Here is a 25,659-nt window from a genome sequence, read left to right as displayed (position 1 = left end):
GCTAGCCTCGGCATGCGCGGGAGCCCGGATCGAGCCGGGCTGAGAGGGCATCGCTGCCGACCGCTGAACCTGATCTGGATCATGCCAGCGAAGGGAGCATCGGATGAGCCGTCTCGTGGTCGTCGGCCACGGCGTCGTCGGCGCGGTCGCGTGCTGGCGTGCCGCTGAGGCCGGGCTCGACGTCACCTGCCTGGACCCCGCACCGGCACAGGGTGCCACCCACGCCGCCGCCGGGATGCTCGCACCGGTCACCGAGACCGAGTTCGGCGAGTCCGAGATGCTGCGGCTCACGCTGGACTCCGCGGCCAGGTGGCCGCACTTCGCGCAGCAGGTACGGGCAGCCTCCGGCATCGACGTGGGGTATCGACGGTGCGGCGTCCTCTCGGTGGGCTACGAGCGTGCGGACGTCGAGCAGCTGGGCCGGCTGGCCGCCCTGCAGCGCGAGCACGGCCTGCGCGTGACCGAGCTCGGCTCCGAGGAGGCCCGACGACGTCGGGCGATGCTCGGTCCGCGGGTGGCCGGCGGGTTCTGGAACGACGAGGACGGTCAGGTGGACCCGCGTCTGCTGATGCGTGCGCTCGCGGTGATCGCCGAGCGTCGGGGTGTGCGCCTCGTGCGGCGATCGGCCGTCTCGCTGCTCCGCACGGCCGCCGGCGGGGTGCGGGGAGTCATGGACGACCACGGGCAGGAGCACCCTGCCGACGTCGTCGTCCTGGCCACCGGGCACGCCGTCGGCCCGCTGCTCGAGCGCACGGCGGTCCTCGCACCCGTCCGACCGGTGAAGGGTGAGGTGCTCAGGCTCGTCGGGACCGGGCCGGAGTGGCCGCGCGAGCCCTGCATCGTCCGTGGTCTGGTCCAGCATCGCCCCGTCTACGCGGTGTTCCGCGGCACGGAGTCGCCGGGTGACGGCGAGGTGGTCCTCGGGGCCACCTCGACGGAGTGGCCGGATGACCGGCGCGTCACGGCCGGTGGCCTCTTCGGGCTGCTCAGGGACGTGCGGGCGCTGATCCCCGGTATCGACGAGCTCGCGGTCGCCGAGCACCTCGCGCGGGCCCGGCCGGCCACCCCGGACAACCTGCCGCTCCTGGGGGCGACCTCGGTCCCGGGGCTGGTGCTCGCGACGGGGCACTACCGGCACGGGATCCTGCTCGCGGCGTCCACGGCCCACGCTCTGGACGCGATCCTGGCCGATCGGCCGGTCGACGACATCTGGCAGGCGGCCCACCCGGAGCGGTTCGCGGCGGCATCTGCCCCGACGAGAGGAGCGCACGCATGAGTGAGCCGATGGTGCTCGTGGTCAACGGTCGCGACCGGGAGTGCGACCCGGCGGTGACGATCCCGTCGCTGGTCGGTGAGGTGTCGCCGGCCACGACCGGGATCGCGGTGGCGGTGAACGGCACGCTCGTGCCGAGGAGCCAGTGGCGGACCACGCCGCTGGTCGACGGTGACCGGGTGGACGTCGTCACCGCGGTCCAAGGCGGATGAGGAATCAGATGACACAGAGGACGACGGACGACCCGCTCACCATCGCCGGTGTCCCGCTGGGATCCCGGCTCATCATGGGCACCGGGGGAGCGCCGAGCCTGTCCGGTCTGGAGGACGCGCTGGTGGCCTCCGGCACGGAGCTGACGACGGTGGCCATCCGTCGCGTCAGCCTTCCGGGTGGCGACCCCGACGACGCCGGCGCCGCGGACGGTTCGGTGTGGCGGATGCTGACGCGCCTGGGCATCCGGGCCCTGCCCAACACCGCTGGTTGCTTCTCGGCTGCTGACGCGGTGCTCACCGCTCGGCTCGGCCGTGAGGCCTGCGAGACCAGCTGGGTCAAGCTGGAGGTCATCGCCGACGAGCAGAGCCTGCTGCCCGACCCGGTCGAGCTGCTGGTGGCGGCGCGCGAGCTGGTCGCCGACGGATTCGAGGTCCTGGCCTACACCAACGACGACCCGGTCACCGCCCGCAAGCTGCAGGACGTCGGCTGTGCCGCCGTGATGCCGCTCGGGTCGCCGATCGGCTCCGGGCTCGGCATCCTCAACCCGCGCAACATCGGGGCCATCGCCGCCGGGCTGACGGTCCCGGTGATCCTGGACGCCGGCATCGGCACGGCATCGGAGGCGGCGCAGGCGATGGAGCTCGGGTGCGACGGGGTGCTGGTCGCATCGGCCGTCACCCGAGCGGCCGACCCATCGCGGATGGCACGGGCGATGCGTGCCGGTGTGGAGGCCGGACGCCTCGCGTCCCGCGCAGGGCGGATCCCACGCCGGGAGCACGCCATGGCGTCCTCGCCGCTGGACGGCCTCGTCGGGGCACCGGGCTCACGGTTGGACCTGTCGCTGTGAGCGGGAACGAGCTGCGGAATCGACTGGACGCCGCCCGGCTCTACCTGTGCACGGACGCCTCGGCCGGGGAGCGGGCGACGCTCGATCTCGTCCGCATGGCCGTCGAGGGCGGAGTCGACGTCGTGCAGCTGCGGGACAAGACGCTGTCCACCCGCGACGAGCTCGCGCTCCTGGAGTCGGTCCGAGAGGTGTGCGTCGCGGCCGGAGCCCTGTTCGCCGTCAACGACCGGGCGGACGTCGCACGGATCGCGGGGGCGCAGGTCTTCCACACCGGCCAGGACGATCTACCCATCGAGGCTGCGCGCTCCCTGCTCGGCGAGGACGTGCTCCTGGGGCGGTCGACGCACTCCGCTGAGCAGGCCATGCTGGCCGCGCAGGACCCGGACATCGACTACTTCTGCATCGGGCCGGTGTGGGAGACCCCCACCAAGCCGGGGCGGCCGGCCGCGGGGGTTGAGGCGGTCAGGCACGTGGCGGCCAGCGACCCCGCCACCCCGTGGTTCGCGATCGGTGGCATCGACCTCGAGCGACTGTCCCGGGTGCTCGACGCCGGAGCACGTCGCATCGTCGTCGTCCGCGCCATCACCCGGGCCGATGACCCGAGGGCCGCCGCCGCGGCCCTGCGTGCTGCCGTGTCCTAACGGCCGGCTCCGAGTGTCGTGAGCCGTCAGGTTCTGGTGGACGAGTTGATCCCGGAGTCCCGCTCATTGGCTGCACGACTGCCGATCGTGCGAGAAGTTTCTGGCAATCCCAGTACACCAGGTGTCTGATCTGCCTACTGTTTGCCAGTCGTGGAGAGGACTTTCGTCCCTAGCTTCTCGTCGACCGCGACGGAGGGAGCCGATTCATGACTGTCTGGCAGTGGAACAACCCGCCCGGATGGCCCAACCGCCCCCGTGAGTGGCGCCCACCTGAAGGATGGAGACCAGATCCCACGTGGCCACCGGCGCCTGAAGGATGGAGCTTCTGGGTTCCCGACGAGACGGAGCGCAATTACGCGACGTCGTCTGTTGCAGACAAGCCGCCCGGAGCGGGGAGCGGTCGAGGCCGCGGGGCAAAGCGGGAGGCTTCGGGCCGATTCGGAAAGTCCATGATCGGTCTGACTGCAGGAGTCGTCGGTCTCATCGTCGGCGTGGGCTTTGGCGGCACTGATGTGGAGACGATCGAACGCGATGCTCAGGCAAGTGCCGACGAGCGGATCGATGAGGTTGAAGATGAGGCCGCCAAGGAGGTCCGACTGCTCCGGGGCGAGCTTGATGAACAAATCGACTCGGCGGTGACAGACGCAGTTGACGAGGCCGTCGCTGAGGAGAAGGCCAAGCGATCACGGCTGATCAAGAAGGCCGTGACTAAGGCTGTCGATGAGACGACATCTGAGATGGAGGCACAACAGCTAGTCAGCCAACCCGAAACTGTCGAGGACTCGACAGACCCTCAGTTCGACACTTGTGGTGCGGCCAATGCCGCCGGTTACGGCAACTATCGCGAGGGAGCTGACCCGGAGTACGACTGGTACCAAGACCGTGACAACGACGGAGTGGTCTGCGAGTAGGACCGTATGTGTGCTCGACTGATCGCGCGGGTTCACTGTGTTCAGCGTCCGTGGCGAGGCCACCAGAGCTCTGTGATGTGACGCTGTGGGCCCGTTTGGCAGCGACGGCCGTCTTATGGGCCTGGTGGTCGCCGCGAGGCGGCGTGAGACACCGTCGAGACAATTTGCTCCAGCGGGCCCCGCCGGCCGAGAGCAGCGAACACCGCACCGAGCACGGTCACGACTGCGATGTGCCACCAGAACGTGCCGGGGTCCTCGGTGGGCCACACCTGCGGGGTGCGCATGACGGCGTGCAGGCAGTACAACGTCAGCGTCATCGCCCCGCCTCCCAGTGCCACGGCCGTCCACCGTGAGGCTGCGGAGGGTGCCAGGTGCAGCACGAGCAGACAGGCGCCGGTGATGGCCAGCGCGCTGCCGATCGTCTGGGCCAGGTCGAAGGGCGTCGCGGTGTGCGGCGTGGCGACCAGCAACCACTGCCATCCCTGGCCGGTCGGCGTCGTCCCCAGCGTGACCGCGTCGGCCCAGTCCAACAGCTCGGTCGTGGTCGCAGCACCAGAGGCCCGAAGGAGCGGGTCCATGAGCTCGGGCCGAGCCAGGAGCGCCCGTGAGAGGGCGGTGGCGCCCGTCGCGAGGCCGAGGCCGGCCACCGTCGTCAGGGCCAGCACCCGTGTGGAGCGAAGGTCGAGCCTGGCCAGCCCCATGCCAGCCAGGAGGTAGGCCAGCCATGGAACGGCGGGGTAGTACCCGGTGATCGTCAGCTCGGTGAGCAGGCTCAGTGGATCACCCAGCTGGTCGAAGGACGGGTTGTCGGAGCGGAAGAGGGGGAGCGTCGGGCGGAGCAGGTGGGAGAGCACCGGGGTGACCACCACCCAGAGGCCGGCCAGCAGGAGCAGCGTCCGGGCCCCGAGGCCGACGAAGGGCGTCGCGAGGAGGAACAGCACGCCGTAGTAGGTGAGAATGACCGCCAGCCCCGTGTCCAGCTCGCCGAGGGCGAGACCCAGCAGGGCGATCAGCAGGCCCCGCACGGCCAGGCCGGCCGTCCGCGCGGCCCAGGAGCGCGCCGTCGACCTGCCGGTGGTGCGCTCGGGCGCCACGGCCAGCACGATGCCGACCCCGGCGAGGAACGCGAACAGCGCCGAGGCGCGGCCGTTCGCGAACGAGGAGAGCCATGCCTCGCCGTCGGTGAGGACGTGGGTCGAGATCATGCCGACCAGCGCCAGGTACCGGGCGGCGTCCACCCCCACGAGGCGCTTCACTCGTGCTCCCGCAGCTCCAGGCACTCCACGGGCACACCCTAGACAGGCCTGTGGTGACCGCGGCGTCAGGAGAGTTTGACCTCGGTTCGCCCGGGAGTATCGAGACGATGTGACCCACCCTCGGGGCATGCTTCTTCCACATCCGGGAGAGGGAGACTCGTGGACACGAAGCAGATCAAGATCCTGTCGCTGCGGCGCGACGGAGCGTGTGGGTGTGGTGTCGCCCTGCGTCGTGGCGCCCGAGCCGGTTGGGACCGCACGAGCAGGACCGTGGTGTGCCTGTCCTGCCTGCAGCCAACGGATTCCGGCGAGCAGATGGAGCACATCGTGGAGGTCGGGACGCCTGGCGCGTCACTGCAGCAGACGTACGAACGTCGCCTCGCTCTGCGCGAGCAGCGGGTGATGACCAAGCACCCACGGATCGGACGCCTCGTGCTGCGCCTGCAGCGGCCGAAGCAGACCACCCAGGCCTTCGCCACGGGAGCGGAGGGGGAACGGCGAGTGGCCGAGGTCCTCCAGACGAACCTCGAGGACGCCCTGTTCCTGTTCAACCGGCGGCTCTCGGCGAGCTCACGTCACGGCGACGTGGACCTGATCGCGATCACCGCGAGCGGCATCCACGTCATCGATGCCAAGCACTACGCCGGCCGCCGAGTCCGGTCGACCCGCAAGGGTGACGCCTTGGTGGTCGATGGCCGGCGCCGTCAAGGACTCGTGGCCGGGCTGCACCGTCAGGTGGCAGCAGTGCAGGAAAGCGTCGACAGCGGGCCGGTCCCGGCCAACGTGCACGGCGCCTTCTGCTTCCTAGAGGCAGACCTGCCGTGGGGTCGGCTGGTCGTGGACGGAATCCCGGTGCGTGGACCCAGGACGACGCGTAAGGCGCTCGCTCGGCCCGGGACACTCCCGTCCGAGGACAGGCGCCTGCTGCACGAGCACCTTGCCCGTAATCATCCGTCGGCCTGAGGCCGCTCCACCTCGGGTCACTCGGTGGGGGCGCCGGAGGCGTCGAGACGGCGTCGGACGTCAGCCAGGACGCGGTCGGGGAACTCCGAGGTGCGGCGGCACCACTCCACGAGGTAGACGATCTTGTTCAGGCGGGCGCCCGGCAGCTCGATGCGCCGCGACTCCAGGGCCGGTCGAAGGACGTTGCGCTCGAAGGTCCCCGCGCTCGGCTCCTCGATGCCCCGCCAGACGGCAAAGGCATGCTTGAGGTCGCCGTGGCTCACGACGCCGTGCTCAGGGGACAGGGCGACGGCGATGGCGGCGACGATCCACGCGTCCTCGCCCTGGAGGGCCTCGACGCCGAGCTGCTCGGTGCCGGAGCCGCGGGGCCCCGAGTCGGGACCAGTGTCGGGGCCCCCGATGTCGACCGTCAGCGCCACCGTGACGTCGGGGAGGCGCAGCTCCAGCCGGCTGCCGCTCTCTGTGAGGGAGAACCTCTGCTTGGGGGCGGGGCTGCTGGACTGCCCCGACGGCGTGGTCAGCTCGACGATGGCGCCGTTGGCCCGCTGCCCGCGGTAGACCACCGGCTGGCCGTCGGTCGCGGTGACGACGAGGGCGGGGTCGCTCGCGTAGGGCAGGCGTAGGAAGACGTAGCGCGAGCCGTCGACCCGCTCGGTGGCCACCAGCTGCTGCTCCGGCAGGGCCATGCGTCGTGCGACGACCAGCTTGGCCCCGGGCGCGAGCAGCTCAGTCCCGGTGAGATCCCCGCACGACCACTCGATGCGCAGCACCCGACCCTCCTTCGTGGAACGCGTTCCGCAGCGGCTCGACTCCGACGCCGTCGCCGCCGACGATGATGCCATGAACACCTCTCTGACCGGCTTGCTCTCCAGCCTCTTCGCCTTCGCCCTGCTCGTCGGGGTCGTGCTGGTGGGCCTCACGGTGGCCCGCAGCGTCTTCGGCACGGGCAGTCGGCGGGCGGCGGCCACGGAGGTGGCCGCCAAGCTCGTCTCCTACCCGGCCGCGTCCGACGGAGTGCTGCGTCGCCGGTTCGTCCGGGCCCTCACCACCCAGCACGTCGTGATGCCGAGCGGGCAGCGGCTCGCCTTCGGCGACCTCACGGTCCGGGTGGCTCCCGAGGACCTGCAGCGGCTCGATCCCGACGGCGACGTCGAGCGGCTCGGCGACGATGCCGCGACGCTCTACCGCACCCATGCCGAGCGCGAGGGCTGGGCGACGCCGGCGGAGGTCGACGTCGTCGTGGAGGTGGACCCGGGCCTACGGGCCGGCTGGGTCCCCCCGGCACGCGGTACCCGCCGCAGCGAGCCGCTCGGCGTGCTGGGCTTCTCCCGCGATGCCCAGCAGGAGGCGCCCCGGACCGGCAGCGCCCCGCCGGCCTGGCTCGGGTGGGAGGCCGTGGGTGACGACTCCTCCACCGTCACGGACGCTCCGTTGCCGCGTGCTCGACCGCGGGCCGTGCCACAGGGCACCGTGGCCTTCCCCGCCGTGCGTGCCGTGGAGGCCGACGACGCCCCCACCGTCACGAGCGGTGCCGGACTGGTCCTGGAGCACGACGGCCAGATCGTGCGACTCACGCCCGGTGAGTCCGTCGTGCTCGGGCGGGCACCGAGCAGCCCGCTGGGGTTCGCCGAGCAGGAGGTCTCCTCGCGGCACACCGCCCTGCGGTGCCGGGAGGGGCGCTGGCAGGTGCGCGACGTCGGCAGCACCAACGGCACGACCCTCGACGGTGAGCCGCTCACCGACGGCTGGACCCCGCTGACCCGTGGCGTCCTCGCCCTCGCCGGGGTGCCCGTGACGGTGTCGTCGCCCGCACCGGGGACGGTGAGCCTTGAGAGTGTCAGGGGCCGATAGGGACAATGGTCGACGACGGGGCACGGTCGTGCCCCTGAACCTGTCGACCATGAGGAGGATCGCGCTCGTGACCGATCCTCTCGTCACCCGACCCGTCCCGGGCGAGGACGACGACGCCACGCCGACCGTCCGGGTCGGTGAGGGCGCGCCGACCGTCCGGGTCGGTGGCACCGCGTCGCCGGAACCGGCCGCGACACCCGGCCAGCCCCGGTTCGCCCTGCGTGGGCGGATCGGCGCGGGCAACCACGGCGTGGTGTTCAGGGCCCGCGACCAGCAGCTGCACCGCGACGTCGCCATCAAGCGCTTCTCGCACTTCCTTGCTGACGACCCGCGGGCGATGCGTCGGATCACGCGGGAGGTCGCGATGCTCGCGCGGGTCTCGCACCCGAACGTCGTCACCGTGCACGACCTCGTCCACCTGCCCGACGGCGAGGGCGAGATCATCCCGCACCTGGTGATGGAGCTGGTGGAGGGCACCTCCCTGCGTGACCTGCTCGCGACCCACGGCCCGAGCCCGCGCTCGGTCATCGCGGTGCAGGGCGTGCTGGAGGGCCTGGCCGCGTGCCACCGGGCGGACATCCTGCATTTGGACATCAAGCCGGCGAACGTGCTCGTCACCACCGCCGGCGGCGTCAAGATCGTCGACTTCGGGATCGCCCGCGCGGCCTCGGACGCCACCGCAACCGTCGCGGGAACGCCGCACTACATGGCCCCGGAGCAGTACGACGGCAGGGCGGACCAGCGCAGCGACATCTACTCCGTCGGCTGCCTGCTGTACGAGTGCCTCACGGGCAAGCCGCCGTTCGAGGGCACGATGGCCAGCCAGCTGCTCGCGCACCGCACCCAGCCCCGGCCGGACCCGCGCGCGCTCGCCCCGAACGTGAGCCCCGGCCTGGCCGGTGTGGTGATGCGGGCGATGGCCGTCGACCCGGACCAGCGCTACGCCTCGGTCGGGCAGATGCTGCACGCCCTCGCCGACGTCGAGACGATGCCCGTGCCACCACCGGCCACCGGCACCGTGCCGGTGCACCGACCGACCGCCCCGCAGCCCAGGCAGGCGCCCCAGGCGACCGCCGCGCTCGCGCCACCGACGACGACCGGGCCGGTCGTCACCCGCTGGAACCGCGGCCTGCGGCTCTCGGTGGGGCTCACCCTCAGTGCCCTCGTGATCGCACTGGTGCCCGGGCTCGTCTGGTTGACGACGGCGATCCCTCCGGCAGCGGACCTGCGGCCTGACGCGATGGCCTCGAGCACGCCGTGGTGGCTGCTCGCCGTCGGGCTCGCCACCCTCCACCTGCTGGGCCGACGAGGCGTCTACCTCCCGCGGCTCGGCGGACCGCCGCGTGGCTGGCCGCAGCCGGAGCGTCTCGTCGACGGCCCCATGCGATCGGGTCTGCGTCAGGCCGTCGGCGCGGCCCTGCGGGGGTCCGTCCCGATGCTGCTGCCCTGGTACGTCCTCCTGGTCGCCGCGCTCACGGCGGCCATCGATCTGCCCTGGCCGGGCGACCCGTACGAGTCGACGTGGACGATCGTCTGGCTCATGATGCCGCTGTCGTGCCTGGTCCTGGCCTGGTTGGCGCTGGCCCGGCTCCGGCCGCGTGTGGGCCGCGTGCTGCTGTGCCTGCTCATGCTGGGTGGGTCCGCACTGGCGGCCGTCGTCTTCGTCGCCTACCCCGCGCTCGCCTTCTGAGGGACCGTCAGCAGGTCGGCGGCGTGCGCGAACGCCTCCAGGGTGAGGTCGCTGTTGCGCCGACCGGTGGTGCGGTCACGGGTGTTCCAGGCGAGTGGGCTCGGGTGCGGGCCGGTGAGCACCGGCAGGTCCGCCGAGCCCGCGGCAGCCCAGGCGCGCGAGGCCTCGCGCCCCAGGAGCAGCACGGCCTGCACGTGGGGGAGCAGCGTGAGCAGCTCCGCGAGGTGCGGGCGGGCTCGGCGGGCCTGGCTGACGACCGTCCGCGGCCCGCAGACCTGGTCCCCTTGCGGGTTGCGGATCCACCACGGCACCACGTTCCAGTGCAGGGTGTCGGTGCGGGGGATCGCCGCCCGGTTCATCGCCATGGTGGTGTGGTGCGCGGCGGCATCGTCGTTGTCGATGCTCGCGAACCCCGATCCCTGCGTGGCCAGGCAGCGAGGCTCCTCCCGGAGCACCAGCAACCGCGCCATGGTGCCGCCGGAGAGCGGGTCGAACGACGGGACGGACTCATTGGTCGTCGCCCGCAGGCGAGCGGCCCAAGCCTCCAGCGCCACGACGTGCGGCTCCTGCAGGAGCCGTCGCCGATCGACGAGGGAGCCGGGACAGGCGGTCTCGTTCAGCAGGGTGCCTGACCGCTCCGCGAGAGGGTTGCGCACCGCCATGTCCTCAGCGTCCCACGACGCCCGGGTCAGAGCGACGTGCCGTCCTCCAGCCGGAGGAACTCCAGGTGGCTCTCGTAGGCGTCGAGCACGTCGTCGATGACCTGGCCCTGGGTGTAGCCCATGACGTCGTAGCCCTGGCCGCCCTCGTGCAGGTGCACCTCGAGCCGGGAGTAGTAGTCGTCGCCGCGGGGCACCAGGCTGCCGCTGTAGACCGGGATGGGAACCTCGCGGCGGCTGATCCGGTAGCGGAACGGGAGGGCGTCGCTGATGGCGACGGCCAGCTCGACGCAGGGTCGGCCCTCGTCGTCGGTGTGGGTCCGCACGGTGGCCTCGGTCCCCGCCTCGTGGAGCTCGCGGGCGACCTCCTGCAGGGCGGGCTCGGCCACCCGGTCCATGTAGTCGTCGACCTTCTCCTGGCTGGGAAAGCTCATCACCCGGCGGAGCCGGGCCTGCCAGTGGCCGCCACCGTGCCGGTCCGGGGTGCTGCGGCCGGACAGCGCGCCGTGCATCCCCCCGGCGCGCGAGTCCGCCAGGAACGCCTCGACCCGCAGCGCCTTGTACAGCCCGATCATCACCAGCACCATGACGACGGCGAACGGGATGCCCATGATGATGGTGGCCGACTGCAGCGTCGCGATGCCGCCCACGGCCAGCAGGGCGATGGTCAGGAGGCCGGTCACTGCGGCCCAGAAGATGCGCAGCCCGCTGCCGGCGTCCGCGTGCACGTCGCGCATCCGTGAGGACAGGTTGGCCATGATGAGGGCGCCGGAGTCCGCCGATGTGACGTAGAAGAGCAGACCGACGAAGGTCGCGATCGAGGCGATGAACGTGAAGCCCGGGTACTCCGCGAGCATCGTGTAGAAGCCTTGCTCAGGGGTGTTCATCGCCAGCTCCCCGAAGTCGGCGTTGCCCTGGCGGACGAGGTCGATGGCAGCGTTGCCGTAGATGGAGATCCACATCAGGATGTACATGAACGGGATGATCAGCGTGCCCGCCACGAACTGGCGGATCGTGCGGCCGCGGGAGATGCGCGCCAGGAAGAGCCCGACGAAGGACGCCCAGGCGATCCACCAGGCCCAGAAGAACAGCGTCCAGTCGGCCATCCACGTGCCGGTGTCCTCGAACGCGAACGTCTGCATCGTCATGTCGGGGAAGAGCCGCACGAAGTCGCCGACGTTCAGCACGAGTGCGTTGAGCAGGTAGGTGGTCCGGCCGGTGAGCAGGATCCAGGCGGCGAGCAGGAGCGCCAGGATGACGTTGGCCTGGGAGAGCCACTTGATGCCCTTGTCGACGCCGGAGACGGCCGAGAGCGTGGCCATGGCGATGCCCACCACGATCAGGGCGATCTGGGCCGTGAGGCCCATCGGCACGCCGAAGAGCATGTTGAGGCCGAAGTTGAGCTGCACGACGGCGATGCCCAGCGTCGTGGCGACGCCGAAGATCGTGCCGAGCACGGCGGCCAGGTCCACCGCGTCGCCGATGACGCCCTCGGTGCGACGCCCGATGATCGGGGTGAGCGCCGAGCGGACCGCCAACGGCAGGCCCATCCGGTAGGCGAAGTAGCCCAGGGCCATGCCCATCAGCGCGTACATGCCCCAGCCGGTGACGCCGTAGTGGAACAGCGTCCACACGGTGGCCTCACGGGCCGCCTCGACGGTCTCGGGGTCGCCCGACGGGGGAGCGAGGTACTGGGTGACGGGCTCCGCGACGGCGAAGAACATCAGGTCGGTGCCGATGCCGGCGGCGAACAGCATCGACGCCCACGCGAAGGTGCTGAACTCCGGCTGGGAGTGCTCCGGACCGAGCTTCGTCCGGCCGAACCGGGAGGCGGCGATGTAGATGACGAAGACCAGCACCGTCGTGGCGAGCAGGACGTAGAACCAGCCGAACCAGTCCGTCGCCCAGCCCACGAGGGTGCCGAGCGTGGCGTCAGCACCGCTGGGGGAGATCAGCGCCCACGCCGTGATGGCGACGACGACGACGCTCGAGCCGACGAGCACGGTCAGGTTGACCCGGCTGGCGGGTTCCTGTGGGTTCTCGTCGGGACTGGCCTGGGGATCGACGGTGGGTGCGCTCACGACAGAACTCCTCGGGGGTTGGCTTGAAGGTAGTAGACGGCTCGAGGCCGGGCAATAGTCATGTGGGGCCGTCCTGAAGGTCAGCGCGGAGCGCGGCCTCGGCCTCCGCGTCGCTGCCCAGGTCTCGCGAGCGACGGATCATGGACCACGGCGTCACGAGCCAGGCGAGGTCGAAGGAAGCGTCGGTCAGGGGAGCCGGGGCCGGGGTCGTGACCTCGGCGGCGGCCCGCGACCGCTCGAGGGCCTCCTGCTGGGCGGCGTGTCGTCGCAGGAGCTCATCGCCCACCCAGCGTGGCGGGTCGGAGCGTCGGTGCCGGGTGGCGTAGAGCCGGAGGAGGTCCTGCTCCCTGCTCTCCCAGTCGTCGAGCTCCTCGGCACGCGGCCAGTCCGGCTCGGGCAGGTCGTGCAGCGCTCGGAGCCAGTGCTGGGGGTTGCGCCGCCGCCACCAGTGCCCGGCAGCCATCTGGTCCGCCACCGTCGTGGCACGTGCGCTCATGATGGCGGCGGCGGTCCTCGCCCGATGGGTCCGTGCCTGCTCGGGGTTCGGGCGGCGCTCGCCGGTGGGGTCGCCCTCCAGGCTGCTGAGCCAGGCGGCGGCGTCCTCGACCGACGAGCGCAGGCCCTTGGCGGCGAAGGACCCTGCCGCAGCGAGGAACGGCGCCAGCACCGGGCGCCACCGTCCCCTGCCTCGCATCGTCCCGGTGACGACCAGGTGGGCGTCGGCCCCGCGCTGCTCGACCGCGGCCGAGAGGTGCACGCGCAGCCAGTCGAGCCGCAGCTCGACGTCGAACGGGGCCGTGCTCGAGGTCGAGGCCGAGACGTCGAAGGCCAGGTGCTGCAGGTCGCTGGAGGCGCGCAGGGACCGGAGGCCGTCCAGGCCGTCGAGGTCCACGACGACGCGACGCTCGTCCGCGAGGTGCCGCAGCTGGGCGTGCACGAGCCTGCGATCGTCGGGACCACCGATCCCACCGGCGGCCGCCACCGTGGTGACGCCGGACATCTCGGCCTCGTAGAGGGCGCCGGCACGCAGGTGCTCGCCCGCGGTGAGCCGGAGCCGGGTGCCGGGCGGCAGCTCGTCCTCGAGCCCGTCGACGTACCCCTGCTCATCGGTCGTGGAGGTCGGCAGGTGGCGCGTCTCGTGCTGCCACCACGCGTCCCAGGCTGGGCCAGAGGGCCAGGAGACCGGTGCGTCGGCGCTCAGTCGCACACCGCCTCAGCCCGCGACGGTGCCGGGGACCGCGTCGTTGCGCGGGTCACCCTCGGGCCACAGCGGCATGTCGCTGCCGTGGCGGTAGAACGGCGCGTCGAGCGCAGGCAGGGGGGTGTTGCCGAGGATGAGGTCGGCTGCCTTCTCGGCCACCATCATCACCGGCGCGTAGATGTTGCCGTTGGTGACGAAGGGGAACACGGAGGCATCGACGACGCGCAGCCCCTCGACACCGTGAACGCGCAGCGTGGCCGGGTCCACGACGCTCATCGCGTCGGTGCCCATCCTCGCGGTGCAGGAGGGGTGCAGGGCCGTCTCGGCGTCCTCGGCCACCCAGTCCAGGATCTCCTGATCGGTCTGCACCGAGGGACCGGGCGAGATCTCACCGCCGCTGAACGCGGAGAACGCCGGCTGCTCCAGGATGTCGCGGGCGGACCGCACCATCTCGATCCACTCGCGCCGGTCGTTCTCGGTGGAGAGGTAGTTGAAGCGCAGGGCCGGGTGCTGGAACGGGTCGGTGGAGGTGATCTTGACGCTGCCGCGGACGTCGGAGTACATCGGGCCGATGTGCACCTGGTAGCCGTGGCCGTCGCTGCCGGGCGCGTCGGCCGGCTTGGAGCCGTCGTAGCGGATGGCGATGGGCAGGAAGTGGAACATCAGGTTCGGGTAGGAGACCTCGTCGTTGCTGCGGACGAAGCCGCCGGCCTCGAAGTGGTTGGAGGCGCCCACGCCCCGACGCAGGAACATCCACTCCGCCCCGATGCGTGGCTTGTGGCGGTGCTTGAGCCACGGCGCGATCGAGACCGGCTGCCGGGACGCGTGCTGGATGTAGACCTCGAGGTGGTCCTGCAGGTTCTCGCCGACGCCGGGCAGGTCGACCATCGGCGTGATGCCCAGGGCGGAGAGCTCGGCGGCGTTGCCGATGCCGGCCAGCTGCAGCAGCTGCGGGGAGCCGATGGCGCCACCGCACAGGATGACCTCCTTGGCCTCGACGGACCGACGGAGCTTGCCGCCGCGCAGGTAGTCCACGCCCACGACCCGGTTCCCGCGGGTGCGCAGCCCGGTGACGTGCGACAGCGTGTGGATCGTGAGGTTCTTGCGACGCCGGATGGGCGTCAGGTACGCGCGGCTGGCGCTGAGGCGACGTCCGCGGTGCACGTTGCGGTCGAACTTGGCGAAGCCCTCCTGCCGGTAGCCGTTGACGTCGTCGGTGAGCGGGTGACCGGCCTGCTGCACGGCCTCGAAGAACGCACCGAACAGGGGCGACGTCGCGGGACCGCGCTCCAGCGCCAACGGACCGGACCCGCCGCGCCACGCGTCCGCACCGGCCAGGCAAGTCTCCATGCGCTTGAAGTAGGGCAGGCAGTGCGCGTAGTCCCAGTGCTCCATGCCGGGCTCCGCGGCCCAGCGCTGGTAGTCCATCGGGTTGCCGCGCTGGAAGATCATCCCGTTGATGGAGGACGACCCGCCGAGCACCTTGCCGCGGGCGTGGAAGACCTTGCGGCCGTTCATGTGCGGCTCTGGCTCGGACTCGTAGCGCCAGTCGTAGAGCGGGTTGCCGATGGGGTAGGGCAGGGCCGCCGGCATGTTGATGAACGGGTCCAGCTTCGTGTCCGAACGACCGGCTTCCAGGACGAGGACGGAGGTGTCCGGGTCCGAGCTCAGCCGGTTGCCGAGGGCCGAGCCGGCGGAGCCGCCGCCGACGATGACGTAGTCGTAGCTCGTGGTGCGCATGGGTCGTGTGCTCCTGTGCTCAGGCGTCGGGACGGGTGGACGGGAACCAGTACTGCGCCCCCGGGCGGGTGTTGTGCCAGACGTGCTTGGTCTCGCGGTACTCCTCGAGCCCGGCGAGTCCGAGCTCGCGCCCGATGCCGCTCTGCTTGAAGCCGCCCCACTCCGCCTGGGGGACGTACGGGTGGTAGTCGTTGATCCAGATGGTGCCGTGCCGCAGGCGCGCGGCGACGCGCTCGGCCCGGCCGGCGTCGCCGGTCCACACGGCCCCGGCGAGACCGTAGATCGTGTCGTTGGCCAAGGAGACTGCGGCCTCCTCCAGGGCGTCGGGGGAGTCGCCGGTGAACGTCTCGACCGTCAGCACCGGCCCGAAGGACTCATCCTGCACGCAGGACATGTCGGCCGAGCAGCCGTCGAGGATCGTGGGCGGGAACCAGTGGCCCTCGTCCCAGCCCTCGCCAGTGGGACGCGTGCCGCCGACGCGCAGCACCGCACCCTCGGCCAGGCCGGCGGCGACGTAGGCCTCGACCTTCTCGCGGTGCGCGGCGCTGATCAGTGGCCCGGTCTCGGCCTGCGGGTCGTCCGGGCCACCGAGACGGATCCGGCCGGCCCGCGCCACCAGCTCGTCGACGAACTCGTCGTGGATGGAGTCCTCCACGATGAGGCGGGCGCCGGCGGAGCACACCTGGCCCGAGTCGAGGAAGATCGCGGTGAGGGCCATGTCGAGCGCGGCCTCGCGGTCGGCGTCGGCGAAGACGATGTTGGGGTTCTTGCCGCCCAGCTCCAGGGCGACCTTCTTCACCGTCGGGGCGGCCGAGGCCATGATGCGTCGACCGGTCACGAGCCCCCCGGTGAAGGAGACGAGGTCCACCTCGGGCAGCTCGGTCAGTGGGGCGCCGACCCTGTCGCCGGCTCCGAGGACGAGGTTGGCCACGCCGTCGGGCAGCCCCTCCTCGGCGAGGGTGCGCACCAGCCAGATCGCCGTGGAGGGCGTGAGCTCGCTCGGCTTGAGGATGAACGTGCACCCTGCGGCCAGCGCCGGGGCCACCTTCCAGGAGGTCTGCAGCAGCGGGAAGTTCCAGGGCGTGATGAGGGAGCAGACGCCCATCGGCTCGTGCACGATGCGGCTGGCGACGTCGGGCATCCCGGGGTCAACGACCCGCCCGGCGTCGGCCTGGGCCAGCGAGGCGAAGTGCCGGAAGACGCCGATGATGTCGTCCATGTCGACGCGGGCCTCGACCATGCGCTTGCCGGTGTCCATCGCCTCGAGCCGGGCGACGTCCTCCTTCTCCGCGGTGAGCCGGTCGGCCAGGCGATGCAGCAGCGCGGCGCGCTCGGGCGACGGCGTCCGGGGCCAGGGCCCGTTGTCGAAGGCGTCGCGTGCCGCGCGCACGGCGTCCACGGAGTCCTCTGCGGTGCCCTCGGGAACGGTGGTGACGAGTCGGCCGTCGGCCGGGCAACGGATCTCCCGGGTGGTGCCGTCGGAGGCATCGCGCCAGGTTCCGCCGATGAGCAGCTGGGTCATGGTTCTCCTCCGGGGGACGACGCGAGCACCTTGACTCAACCGAAAGCTGGCGGGTCCGTCAAACCGGCAGGACGAACGGCCCCTCCCGGACGATGAGCGGTGTGCCGAGCTCAGTCGGTGTGACCCGCCTCGCGCACGGCCGCGATGGCGTCGACGACCACCTCCGGCAGGGGGTCGTCATGGTCGAGCGCGACACCGTGCTCGTCCTCGCCCAACGGCTCGAGGGTGTCGAACTGGGACTGCAGCAACGAGGGCGGCATGAAGTGCTCACGCTGCTCCATCCGCTCCAGCAGGACGTCGAACGGCAGGTCCAGGTGCAGGAAGAAGGTGGCGTCCACGGGGGCATCGGCCCGCAGGATGTCCCGGTAGGACCGCTTGAGCGCCGAGCACGCCAGCACCGAGCCGATGCCGGCGCGACGGTTGGCCTGCAGCAGCTCGCCCAGCTCCTCCAGCCAGGGTCGACGGTCGTCGTCGTCCAGCGGCTCTCCGGCGGACATCTTGTCGATGTTGGCCTGGGGATGGTGCTGGTCACCCTCGATGAACGCCAGTCCCATGGCCTCGGCCACGGCGCGTCCCACGACCGTCTTGCCGGTCCCGGAGACACCCATCGCCACCACCTGCAGCGGTGGGCCGGGGGCCGTCACAACGCACCGGCCAGCGGCCACGCGATCGCCGCGACGGCGAAGGCGGCCAGGCCGAGGGTCGTCTCCTGGACCGTCCAGGTCTTCAGCGTGGTCTTCTCATCCATCCCGAAGAACCGGCTGACCAGCCAGAAGCCGGAGTCGTTGACGTGGCTGAGCACGGTGGAGCCGGCGGCGATGGCGGTGACGAGCAACGCGATCTGCACGTCGCCCAGCCCCTCGGCCTGCGACGCCACGAGCCCGGCCGCGGTCGTGAGCGCGACCGTGGCCGAACCCTGCGCCACACGCAGTGCGGTGGCGATGAGGAAGGCCTGCAGCAGCAACGGCACGCCGATGCCCGACAGCGAGGAGGTCAGGGCCTCGCCGATGCCGCTGGTGCGCAGCACGCCGCCGAACATGCCGCCGGCGCCGGTGATGAGGATGATCGAGCAGATCGGCGCGAGAGAGGCATCCAGCATGGAGGTCGTCTCCGACATCGTGCGACCCCCGCGCGGTCCCAGGACGCCGATCGCGACGAGCAGGGTGATGAGCAGTGCCACGGGCGTGTTGCCGAGCAGCACGAGCACGTCCACGAAGGTGTTCCCCTCGCCGATCACGCCCTCGGTGATGAGTGTGGTGAGCACCGTGTTGAAGGAGATCAGCACCAGGGGCAGCGCCAGGATCGACAGCACGAGAGCGAACGACGGGGGAGCGATGGTCTTCGTGGCGCCCTCGCCGTCCGCGTCCTGCCCGCCGTTCTCGGGGCCGAAGAGCAGGTCGGGCAGCGGCACCATGATGCGGGCGGCGAGGAAGCGGGACACCAGCATGACGCCGACGTACCAGGAGATGATGACGATCGGCAGGTTGACCAGCAGCACGACGCCCGCGTCGCCCCCCAGCACGGAGCCGGCCGCCACGGGCCCGGGGTGCGGAGGGACGAGGGCGTGCATCGCGGCGAAGGCGCCGGCGGCCGGGAGCGCGTAGGTGATCACGGACCCGCCGAAGCGTCGGGCGACGGTCAGGATGATCGGCAGGAACACCACGAGCCCGGCGTCGAAGAAGATCGGGAAGCCGAAGATGAGCGCGGCGACGCCGAGCGCCAGCGGGGCGCGCTTCTCCCCGAAGCGGTTGACGAGGGTGTCGGCGAGCACCTGTGCACCGCCGGTGACCTCGAGGAGGCGGCCGATCATGACTCCGAAGGCCACCAGCAGGGCCACCGAGGCGAGCGTGGAGCCGAACCCGTCCGTCAGCGCGACGGGGACGTCGGCCACCGGGATCCCGGCCACGACAGCGGTCACCACGCTGACGAGGACCAGGGCGATGAAGGCGTGCAGCTTGACCTTCATGATGAGGAACAGCAGCACGGCGACGGCTGCTCCGGCGATGAGCAGCAGCGTGGCGGTGCCGTGGACGGGCTCGATGGGGTCCATCGGAACTCCTTGGCGGGGACGAGGGGAGCGGTGCGAGGCGGATGCCCGGTGTCCACAGTCTCGCCGTCTCCAGGGTGTTGTCCACACCCGGGGTTCGCGTCGATGTCCTCCCGGGGCCATGCCGCCTATGGTCAGGTCCTCTGCGGCTGGAGGGGCGGCGAGACATGGAGACCACGACCACGATGCCCATGCGCTGGAGTCCTGCGATCGACGGGGTGGACGTCCTCGTGCGTCTCGTCGCCGCCGAGGGTGAGGGGCGGCCGCCGAGCACGGTGCGCCGCTACGAGCGGGTGCTCGCTCACCTCCTGCTCTTCCTGGACCACGTGGACGTGCAGCCACAGCTGGGAGTCGAGGCCGCCGCAGCCCTGGCGGCCGAGCGCGACGTCGGACGGGAGGGTGCGTTCTTCCGGGTGCTCGGCCTCGATGATCTGATGGCGTGCCTGCCCGTGTTCCTCCAGCCGGGCTGGTTGGCGGTGCGTTCGGTGGAGCGCAGGACCCAGGTGAGCCTCGTGGCCCGTCTGGTCAGGGCGCTGCAGGCCGAGGGCAGGGTGACGGGCGACCTCCGCCCGTGGCGGGCGGCGCTTCGCTCGGCCCGCCAGATCTCGACCTGAGAATGACAGTTGCAGAGTGACGTGGGTCACTGACACGCTGGCGGCCACGCCTGCGGGGGAGCGGGCCCGGTCGAAGGACAGGTCATGGGAACTCGCACCATCGTCGTGGGCATCGCCACCGCGCTGCTCGGATCCGTGCTGCTGGTGGCGCCGGCCGCCGCAGCCGAGGACTTCTACCAGCCACCGGAGGTGCTCCCGGCGGGCAACGGCGACGTGATCCGTACCGAGGACTCGGTGTTCCACCTCGACCCGCTCAAGCTCGTCCGGGCCCAGGCCGACGTCACCCGGGTCATGTACGCCAGCGAGGGGGCTCGAGAGCGCGTTGCCGTGACCGGCTCGGTCATCGTGCCCCGTTCCACCTGGAAGGGTCCCGGCGCCCGCCCCGTGGTGGCCTACGCGGTCGGCACGCAGGGCATGGCCGACCGATGCGCTCCGTCGCGCCAGCTGGCTGCCGGGTCGGAGTACGAGGGCCTGTTCATCCAGGGCCTGCTGTCGCGCGGCTACACGGTGGTGGTCACCGACTACGAGGGACTGGGCACGCCCGGGGCCCACACCTACGTGAGCCCCGGGTCGTTGGGACGGTCCGTGCTCGACTCCGTCCGGGCCGCTCAGCGCCTCGACCTCGTCGAGGACGAGGCGCCCATCCTGCTCTCGGGCTACTCCGAGGGCGGCAATGCCGTCGGTGGCGCCGTGGAGCAGGCGACGGCCTACGCGCCGGAGCTGGACATCGCCGGCGCCTACGCCGGAGCGGTCCCGGCGGACCTCAAGCGCGTCGCGCCCAAGCTCGACGGCTCGCTCTACGCGGCCTTCCTGGGGTATGCCGTCGTGGCACTTGACGCCACCCATCCCGAGCTCGACCTCAGGTCGCTGCTGAACGAGAGAGGTCGGCGCCACCTCGAGCAGGTGGAGGACAGCTGCACGATCGACGGGGTGGCCCAGCTCGCGTTCACGCAGAGCCGGACCCTCACGACGGACGGGGCGCCCGTCATCGAGAAGCTCGACCGTCCGGACATCTCCGCGGCGCTGGAGGAGAGCCGGCTGGGCACCCGCGCACCATCCGTTCCGACCCTCGTGGTGCACAGCCGTCTCGATGACGTCGTCGACTTCGCCCAGGGTCGTGACATGGCGCGGTCGTGGTGCTCGCTCGGCGCCGAGGTCGACTTCCGGGCAACCCTCACGCCCACCCACGTGGGCGCGGCCGTCACGGGGTTCCCGCGCGCCTTCGCCTTCCTGGAGGCCCGGATCGCGGGCAAGCCACTCTCGGGCAACTGCGGTCGCTTCTAGCCCAGTTCCTTCCGCCCAGGGACGCACGGTGCCGGTACGGCGGGGCCTCTGCACGTCCTCGTGACACGTGCCTTACTCTGAATGGGAATCATTCTCAAAAGGAAGGCTTTCCATGACCACGATCCTGAAGTCCCGGCGGGCGGCGGCGGCAGCCGTCTCCTGCCTCGCCCTGGTCCTTGCCGCCTGCTCCGGCGAATCCGATGAGTCCGAGGCCGGCAGCGCCGAGGGCAGTGCGGAGGGCCGGGAGCTGGAGGCCGGCCGCGTGGCGGTCACCTACGACGGTGGTGTGATGGTGCTCGAGGGCGGCACCCTGGAGGTGGTCGACGAGCTCTCGCTGGGCGGTTTCCTGCGGGCCAGCCCGATGGGCGACGGCCGACACGTCGCGGTCTCGCGTGACGGCGGCTTCACGCTGCTGGACACCGGCGTCGACGTCGAGGAGCACGGGGACCACAACCACTACCGCGTCGCGGGCGACGTGGCCTGGGGAGCCGAGCACGAGGCGCCCGAGCCCGGGCACGTCGTCACGCACGCCGGTCGGACGGCGCTCTTCAGCGACGGCACGGGCGAGATCGAGCTGCTGGATGCCCTCGATCCCTCCCGGGGCGTCGGGGAGGCGTCCGTGGACGAGCCGCACCACGGTGTGGCCGTGCCACTCGAGGGCGATCGTCTGCTGGTCACCACCGGCAACGCCGAGGAGCGCAACGGTGCCGAGGTCCTCGCGGACGGTGAGACCGAGTCCAGCACCAACGAGTGCCCCGGCGTCCACGGCGAGACCGTCGCGGCACAGGGCCGCGTCGTGCTCGGGTGCGAGGACGGCGCGGTCGTCCTGGATCGCGACGGCTTCACCAAGATCGATGGCCCCGGCGACTACGCCCGCAGCGGCAATCTCGCCGGCAGCGAGGCCTCGCCCGTCGTGCTGGCCGATCACAAGGTGGATGCAGAGGCCGAGCTGGAGCGGCCGGAGCAGATCGCGCTCTTCGACACCGAGCAGGGCGAGGTGGACCTCGTCGACCTCGGCACCAGCTACACCTTCCGCTCGCTGGGGCGCGGTCCCGAGGGCGAGGCGCTCGTGCTCGGCACGGACGGCGCTCTGCACGTCATCGACGAGGAGTCCGGCGAGAAGGTCGATGCGATCGACGTGCTGGATGACTGGAAGGAGCCGGTGGACTGGCAGCGGCCGCGCCCCGCCCTGGAGGTGGTGGGTGACCTCGCGTACGTCACCGACCCTGCTGGTTCGGCGATCCACGTGGTCGACCTGGCTCTGGGTCAGGTCACCGAGACCGTCGAGCTTCCCCACGCCCCGGACGAGATCGTGGCGGCCGCGCACTGAGCGCGCGCCCCCACCACGGGGCAGGCACAGTGGTGGGAACACCACAGGGAAGGACACCATGAAGCTCAAGCTCATCATCGGGTTCGGCATCGGGTACGTGCTCGGAACGCGAGCCGGTCGACAGCGCTACGAGGAGATTCGTGACGTCGCGTCGCGAGTCGGTGAGGACCAGCGGGTCAAGGACGCGGCCGCCAAGGCCGAGGGCCTGGTCCGTGAGACCGTCGAGTCCGCGCGCGGTGCGGCGGGTTCCGACGAGGTCCGCGAGGCCGCGAAGAAGGCCGGGAGCAAGGTCCGCGAGACCGTCGACTCCGTCCGCAGCGCGGCTGGGTCCGGCGAGGTCCGCGACGGCGCTGGCCAGACCGGGAGCCAGCAGGACGAGTCGGCCCCCTCGTGGCCGGATCACCCGGACACCCACGTGGAGGTGCCGGAGGACGAGGTCGTCTACTCCGCCGGGCCCGAGTCGGAGTCCGGGCAGCGCTGAGGGTTCACCGCTGGCCCGGACGCCCACCGTGGTGTCCGGGCCCGCTCAGCGGCGCAGCTGGACGAGCTCGGCCAGCTCGGTGTCGGAGAGCTCCGTGAGAGCTCCCTCCGCGGCGTTGACCACGGCGTCGGCGAGGGCGCGCTTGGTGGCGATGAGCTCGGCCACGGACTCCTCGATGGTGCCCTCGGCGATCAGCCGGTGCACCTGCACGGGGTGGGTCTGCCCGATGCGGTGGGCCCGATCGGTGGCCTGGTCCTCGACGGCGGGGTTCCACCACCGGTCGACGTGGATGACGTGGTCGGCGCGCGTCAGGTTCAGGCCGGTGCCTGCGGCCCGGAGCGAGAGCAGGAAGACCGGGACCTCACCGGCCTGGAAGCGCTGCACCATGCGCTCACGCTGGCGGACCGGTGTCCCGCCGTGCAGGAACTGCGCGCCGATCTCCCGATCTGCGAGATGGCGCTGGAGCAGCAGACCCATCTGCACGTACTGCGTGAAGACCAGGGCGGCTCCGCCGCTGGGGACGATGTCATCGAGCAGCTCATCGAGCACCGTCAGCTTGCCCGACCGGCCGGCAAGGCGTCCCTTGGGCTGACGCAGGAACTGCGCGGGGTGGTTGCAGATCTGCTTGAGCTGGGTCAGCAGCTTCACGACGAGCCCGCGCCGGGCCATGCCGGCCGTCCCGGAGATCTCCTCCATGGTCGAGCGGACCACGGCCTCGTAGAGCCCGATCTGCTCGCGCGTGAGGTTCACCCGGTAGTCGGTCTCGGTCTTGGGCGGCAGCTCCGGGGCGATGCCGGGGTCGCTCTTGCGGCGCCGCAGCACGAAGGGTGCGATCAGGCTCGACAGCTGGGCTGCGCGGTCGGTGTCGCCGGACTCGATGCGCCGCGACCAGCGCGAGCGGAACTCGTCGCGGCCCCCGAGCAGACCCGGCGTGGTCCAGTCCAGGATCGCCCAGAGCTCACCCAAGGTGTTCTCCACCGGCGTGCCGGTCAGGGCGAGCCGCACCGTCGAGGGGATGGTGCGCAGGGCGCGGGCGGCACCGGAGTGCACGTTCTTGACGTTCTGTGCCTCGTCGGCCACCACGAGGTCCCAGCCGCCGGCGTGATCACGGAGCAGGGCGGCGTCACGACGCATCGTGGCGTAGGTGGTGATGACGAAGCCGCCGGCGAGGCCGTCCAGGGAACGTCCCGCACCGTGGTGGCGACGCACGGGAACACCCGGCGCGAAGCGTCGCACCTCACGCTCCCAGTTGCCGACCACGGACGCCGGGCACACCACGAGCGTCGACCCTGCCGAACCACCGTCTTGCTCGGCCTCCGCGGCACGGTGCAGGTGGAGAGCGATCAGCATGACGGTCTTGCCCAGGCCCATGTCGTCGGCCAGGATCCCGCCCAGGCCGAGGTTGACCAGCTGGGCCATCCAGCGCAGACCGCTGACCTGGTAGTCGCGCAGGTCACCCGCGAGCGAGGCCGGCTGCTCGACGGGCTCTGAGTCTCCGCGCTCGGCGAGGCGGCGACGCAGGTCCTCCAGCCAGCCCACCATCTCCACGGACGTCGTGACGCCGTCGATCTCCACCTCGCCCGTGGCCGCGGCCCGCAGCGCCTCGACGGCCGTGAGCTCACGGGTGCGGTGCTCCAGCACCCGGCGCAGCCTGCTCGGGTCGACGAAGACCCACTGGTCACGCAGCTTCAGCAGACCGTGCTGGGAGGTCGCCAGCTCGTCCAGCTCGTCCTGGGTCAGGACGTCCCCGCCCACCGCGAGGCGCCAGTCGAACCGGAACACCTGGTCGGCGCTGAAGACTCGCCGTCGACCTGGCTCGAGCGTGTGCCCCGCCCCGACCGTCGCACTGGTCTCCAGGTCGCGCACGAGCTCGTCGGGCCAGCGGATCTCGATGCGTTCGGCGCCGAGGCGCGTGGCGATGCGGGGGACTCCGAGCTCGGCGAGCTCATCGGTGGTGACGAGCAGGGGGGCGTCGTCCTCCAGGAGCGTCGTGAGCCGAACGGCCGGGGGCCACTCGCCCGCGACGCGGCCGACGAGGCCACGGACGGCCTCGCGGGAGCCGGCCCCGAAGTGGTGGTTCTCGCGTCGCCAGAGGTCGCGGGCGTCGGCGGCGGCCCAGCCGGCATCGAGTGGCTTGACCAGCAGGGCGACGCTGGCGACGTGGTCGCCGTCGGCCTCGGCGTCGTCGAGGAAGGCGACGTCCAGGGTGGCCGAGAAGGTCCTGGCCCTGACGCGCTCTCGGGGCACGACCGGCGGCGCCTGCGGGTCGGGGCGGCCACGGCCCACCCTGGGAGCACCGCGAGGAGCCTGGGGCGTCGTGGCCACCGACGGGGCGTCAGCCGCGAGCGCGGCCAGGAAGCCCTCCACCTTGGCCCGGGCTGCGGCCGGATTCGGGTCCACGGCGCGGGAGGCGTCCTGGAGCTGCGAGCGCTCAGAGGCCGCGGGGTCGGCGAGCTCGCCCTTGGCCATGAGGCGCAGCGCCAGGATGGCGGGAGTGGCCCACGCCCGCACGCTGGGGTCGGCGGCCATGGACCGGATGCCCTGGCTCAGCGGCCCGACCGCCTCGCTCGCGCGGGCACGGCGCTCGCCCTCCGGGGTGACGAAGACGAACCGTGAGTCCTGTGGCTCGTCGGCGAGCTCGAAGTCGACCGGGTGGCGCAGCAGCAGGCGCAGCTCGGTCACAGTCGACATCCTTGTATTCTCCCCCGAGCCCGGCCGTGATGACGAATCGGGATCAGTCGACGGACATCTCGCCCAGCTCGGCCCAGTCCTCGGCGCTGATCGACTCACTGATCACCGCTGGGGTGCGGGCCAGGGCACGCGGCAGGTCCTGCTGCGCCTGCTTGAAGTGGTCGCTGGTCACGTGCGCCTCGGCGGCGTCATCGTCGAACGCCTCCACGAGCACCCACTCGTGCGGGTGGTCCACGCTCCGGGACCAGTCGAACCACCGGTTCCCGGGCTCGGCACGGGTGGCCTGGGTGAAGGGCGCGACCAGCTCCATCCAGCGGTCGGTCCACTCGGGCTTGGTCTCGAACTTGGCGACGATGAAGATCAC

Annotated in this window: 23 protein-coding genes and 1 riboswitch; of the genes, 12 read left to right on the top strand and 11 right to left on the bottom strand. The window is 71.5% G+C overall.

Annotation, left to right across the window (positions count from 1 at the left end; translation table 11 throughout):
* The first annotated feature begins 6 nt into the window (after window positions 1-6).
* A riboswitch (TPP riboswitch) is annotated at window positions 7-113 on the top strand.
* The 5 genes from thiO (at window position 104) to ACHAAC_RS07635 (ending at window position 3,885) form a co-directional block, all read left to right on the top strand.
* Window positions 104-1,276 (top strand): glycine oxidase ThiO, encoded by a 1,173-nt coding sequence (thiO, locus tag ACHAAC_RS07655; RefSeq protein ID WP_435715496.1) that lies wholly within the window; start codon window positions 104-106, stop codon window positions 1,274-1,276. Its footprint overlaps the riboswitch before it by 10 nt.
* A complete protein-coding gene (gene thiS / locus ACHAAC_RS07650; protein ID WP_435715494.1) occupies window positions 1,273-1,485 on the top strand; it encodes a sulfur carrier protein ThiS in 213 nt (70 codons plus the stop codon). The genes thiO and thiS overlap by 4 nt, the downstream gene beginning before the upstream one ends.
* A gap of 8 nt (window positions 1,486-1,493) precedes the next feature.
* The gene (locus tag ACHAAC_RS07645; protein ID WP_435715493.1) at window positions 1,494-2,333 is read left to right on the top strand and encodes a thiazole synthase; all 840 of its coding nucleotides are present in this window, start codon (window positions 1,494-1,496) and stop codon (window positions 2,331-2,333) included.
* The gene (gene thiE / locus ACHAAC_RS07640; RefSeq protein ID WP_435715492.1) at window positions 2,330-2,974 is read left to right on the top strand and encodes a thiamine phosphate synthase; all 645 of its coding nucleotides are present in this window, start codon (window positions 2,330-2,332) and stop codon (window positions 2,972-2,974) included. The genes ACHAAC_RS07645 and thiE overlap by 4 nt, the downstream gene beginning before the upstream one ends.
* A 449-nt stretch (window positions 2,975-3,423) precedes the next feature.
* The gene (locus tag ACHAAC_RS07635) at window positions 3,424-3,885 is read left to right on the top strand and encodes an excalibur calcium-binding domain-containing protein (RefSeq protein WP_435715490.1); all 462 of its coding nucleotides are present in this window, start codon (window positions 3,424-3,426) and stop codon (window positions 3,883-3,885) included.
* 113 nt (window positions 3,886-3,998) lie between these two features.
* Here the strand turns inward: ACHAAC_RS07635 and ACHAAC_RS07630 are convergent, their stop codons facing one another.
* Window positions 3,999-5,141 carry a heparan-alpha-glucosaminide N-acetyltransferase domain-containing protein gene (locus ACHAAC_RS07630; RefSeq protein WP_435715489.1) on the bottom strand — a complete coding sequence of 381 codons (1,143 nt, stop codon included), beginning with the start codon at window positions 5,139-5,141 and terminating at the stop codon, window positions 3,999-4,001.
* A 159-nt stretch (window positions 5,142-5,300) separates the two neighbouring features.
* Between ACHAAC_RS07630 and ACHAAC_RS07625 the strand changes: the two genes are divergently transcribed.
* Window positions 5,301-6,104: a nuclease-related domain-containing protein gene (locus ACHAAC_RS07625; RefSeq protein WP_435715488.1), complete on the top strand. Its 804-nt coding sequence runs from the start codon at window positions 5,301-5,303 to the stop codon at window positions 6,102-6,104.
* 17 nt (window positions 6,105-6,121) lie between these two features.
* On the opposite strand, the gene ACHAAC_RS07620 is transcribed toward ACHAAC_RS07625, so the two are convergent.
* Entirely contained in the window at window positions 6,122-6,874 is a 753-nt protein-coding gene (locus ACHAAC_RS07620) for a hypothetical protein (RefSeq protein ID WP_435715487.1), read from the bottom strand.
* On the opposite strand from ACHAAC_RS07620, the gene ACHAAC_RS07615 reads away from it, so the two are divergent.
* Both ACHAAC_RS07615 and ACHAAC_RS07610 read left to right on the top strand, forming a co-directional pair.
* Window positions 6,864-7,955, top strand: coding sequence for an FhaA domain-containing protein (locus tag ACHAAC_RS07615; RefSeq protein WP_435715486.1), 1,092 nt, complete (start codon window positions 6,864-6,866; stop codon window positions 7,953-7,955). The genes ACHAAC_RS07620 and ACHAAC_RS07615 overlap by 11 nt on opposite strands.
* Before the next feature lie 67 nt (window positions 7,956-8,022).
* On the top strand, window positions 8,023-9,645 hold the full coding sequence (locus tag ACHAAC_RS07610; RefSeq protein WP_435715485.1) for a serine/threonine-protein kinase: 1,623 nt from the start codon (window positions 8,023-8,025) through the stop codon (window positions 9,643-9,645).
* On the opposite strand, the gene ACHAAC_RS07605 is transcribed toward ACHAAC_RS07610, so the two are convergent.
* From ACHAAC_RS07605 to ACHAAC_RS07575, 7 genes are all read right to left on the bottom strand, one after another.
* A complete protein-coding gene (locus ACHAAC_RS07605; protein WP_435715483.1) occupies window positions 9,624-10,307 on the bottom strand; it encodes a uracil-DNA glycosylase in 684 nt (227 codons plus the stop codon). The genes ACHAAC_RS07610 and ACHAAC_RS07605 overlap by 22 nt on opposite strands.
* A 26-nt stretch (window positions 10,308-10,333) precedes the next feature.
* A complete protein-coding gene (gene betT / locus ACHAAC_RS07600) occupies window positions 10,334-12,385 on the bottom strand; it encodes a choline BCCT transporter BetT (protein ID WP_435715481.1) in 2,052 nt (683 codons plus the stop codon).
* Between the two features lie 58 nt (window positions 12,386-12,443).
* The gene (locus ACHAAC_RS07595) at window positions 12,444-13,592 is read right to left on the bottom strand and encodes a hypothetical protein (RefSeq protein WP_435715480.1); all 1,149 of its coding nucleotides are present in this window, start codon (window positions 13,590-13,592) and stop codon (window positions 12,444-12,446) included.
* Window positions 13,593-13,598: 6 nt separating this feature from the next.
* On the bottom strand, window positions 13,599-15,326 hold the full coding sequence (betA, locus tag ACHAAC_RS07590) for a choline dehydrogenase (RefSeq protein ID WP_435715478.1): 1,728 nt from the start codon (window positions 15,324-15,326) through the stop codon (window positions 13,599-13,601).
* 19 nt (window positions 15,327-15,345) lie between these two features.
* Window positions 15,346-16,848, bottom strand: coding sequence for an aldehyde dehydrogenase family protein (locus ACHAAC_RS07585; protein WP_435715477.1), 1,503 nt, complete (start codon window positions 16,846-16,848; stop codon window positions 15,346-15,348).
* A 110-nt stretch (window positions 16,849-16,958) separates the two neighbouring features.
* A complete protein-coding gene (locus ACHAAC_RS07580; RefSeq protein WP_435715475.1) occupies window positions 16,959-17,456 on the bottom strand; it encodes a gluconokinase in 498 nt (165 codons plus the stop codon).
* 32 nt (window positions 17,457-17,488) lie between these two features.
* Window positions 17,489-18,898, bottom strand: coding sequence for a GntP family permease (locus ACHAAC_RS07575; RefSeq protein ID WP_435715474.1), 1,410 nt, complete (start codon window positions 18,896-18,898; stop codon window positions 17,489-17,491).
* A 164-nt stretch (window positions 18,899-19,062) separates the two neighbouring features.
* Between ACHAAC_RS07575 and ACHAAC_RS07570 the strand changes: the two genes are divergently transcribed.
* The 4 genes from ACHAAC_RS07570 (at window position 19,063) to ACHAAC_RS07555 (ending at window position 22,604) form a co-directional block, all read left to right on the top strand.
* Complete coding sequence (locus ACHAAC_RS07570; protein WP_435715473.1) at window positions 19,063-19,509, top strand: hypothetical protein; 447 nt, start codon at window positions 19,063-19,065, stop codon at window positions 19,507-19,509.
* Window positions 19,510-19,593: 84 nt separating this feature from the next.
* Window positions 19,594-20,793: a lipase family protein gene (locus tag ACHAAC_RS07565; RefSeq protein WP_435715472.1), complete on the top strand. Its 1,200-nt coding sequence runs from the start codon at window positions 19,594-19,596 to the stop codon at window positions 20,791-20,793.
* A 112-nt stretch (window positions 20,794-20,905) separates the two neighbouring features.
* On the top strand, window positions 20,906-22,123 hold the full coding sequence (locus ACHAAC_RS07560) for a hypothetical protein (protein ID WP_435715471.1): 1,218 nt from the start codon (window positions 20,906-20,908) through the stop codon (window positions 22,121-22,123).
* 58 nt (window positions 22,124-22,181) lie between these two features.
* Window positions 22,182-22,604 carry a hypothetical protein gene (locus tag ACHAAC_RS07555; protein WP_435715469.1) on the top strand — a complete coding sequence of 141 codons (423 nt, stop codon included), beginning with the start codon at window positions 22,182-22,184 and terminating at the stop codon, window positions 22,602-22,604.
* A gap of 45 nt (window positions 22,605-22,649) precedes the next feature.
* On the opposite strand, the gene ACHAAC_RS07550 is transcribed toward ACHAAC_RS07555, so the two are convergent.
* Together ACHAAC_RS07550 and ACHAAC_RS07545 are read right to left on the bottom strand one after the other, a co-directional pair.
* The gene (locus ACHAAC_RS07550; RefSeq protein ID WP_435715468.1) at window positions 22,650-25,295 is read right to left on the bottom strand and encodes an SNF2-related protein; all 2,646 of its coding nucleotides are present in this window, start codon (window positions 25,293-25,295) and stop codon (window positions 22,650-22,652) included.
* Between the two features lie 43 nt (window positions 25,296-25,338).
* Window positions 25,339-25,659, bottom strand: coding sequence for a putative quinol monooxygenase (locus ACHAAC_RS07545; protein WP_435715467.1), 321 nt, complete (start codon window positions 25,657-25,659; stop codon window positions 25,339-25,341).

The organism is Aeromicrobium sp. CF4.19 (genome assembly GCF_051262555.1).
Lineage (GTDB): Bacteria > Actinomycetota > Actinomycetes > Propionibacteriales > Nocardioidaceae > Aeromicrobium.
This window is presented reverse-complemented; position numbering and strand designations above follow the sequence as displayed.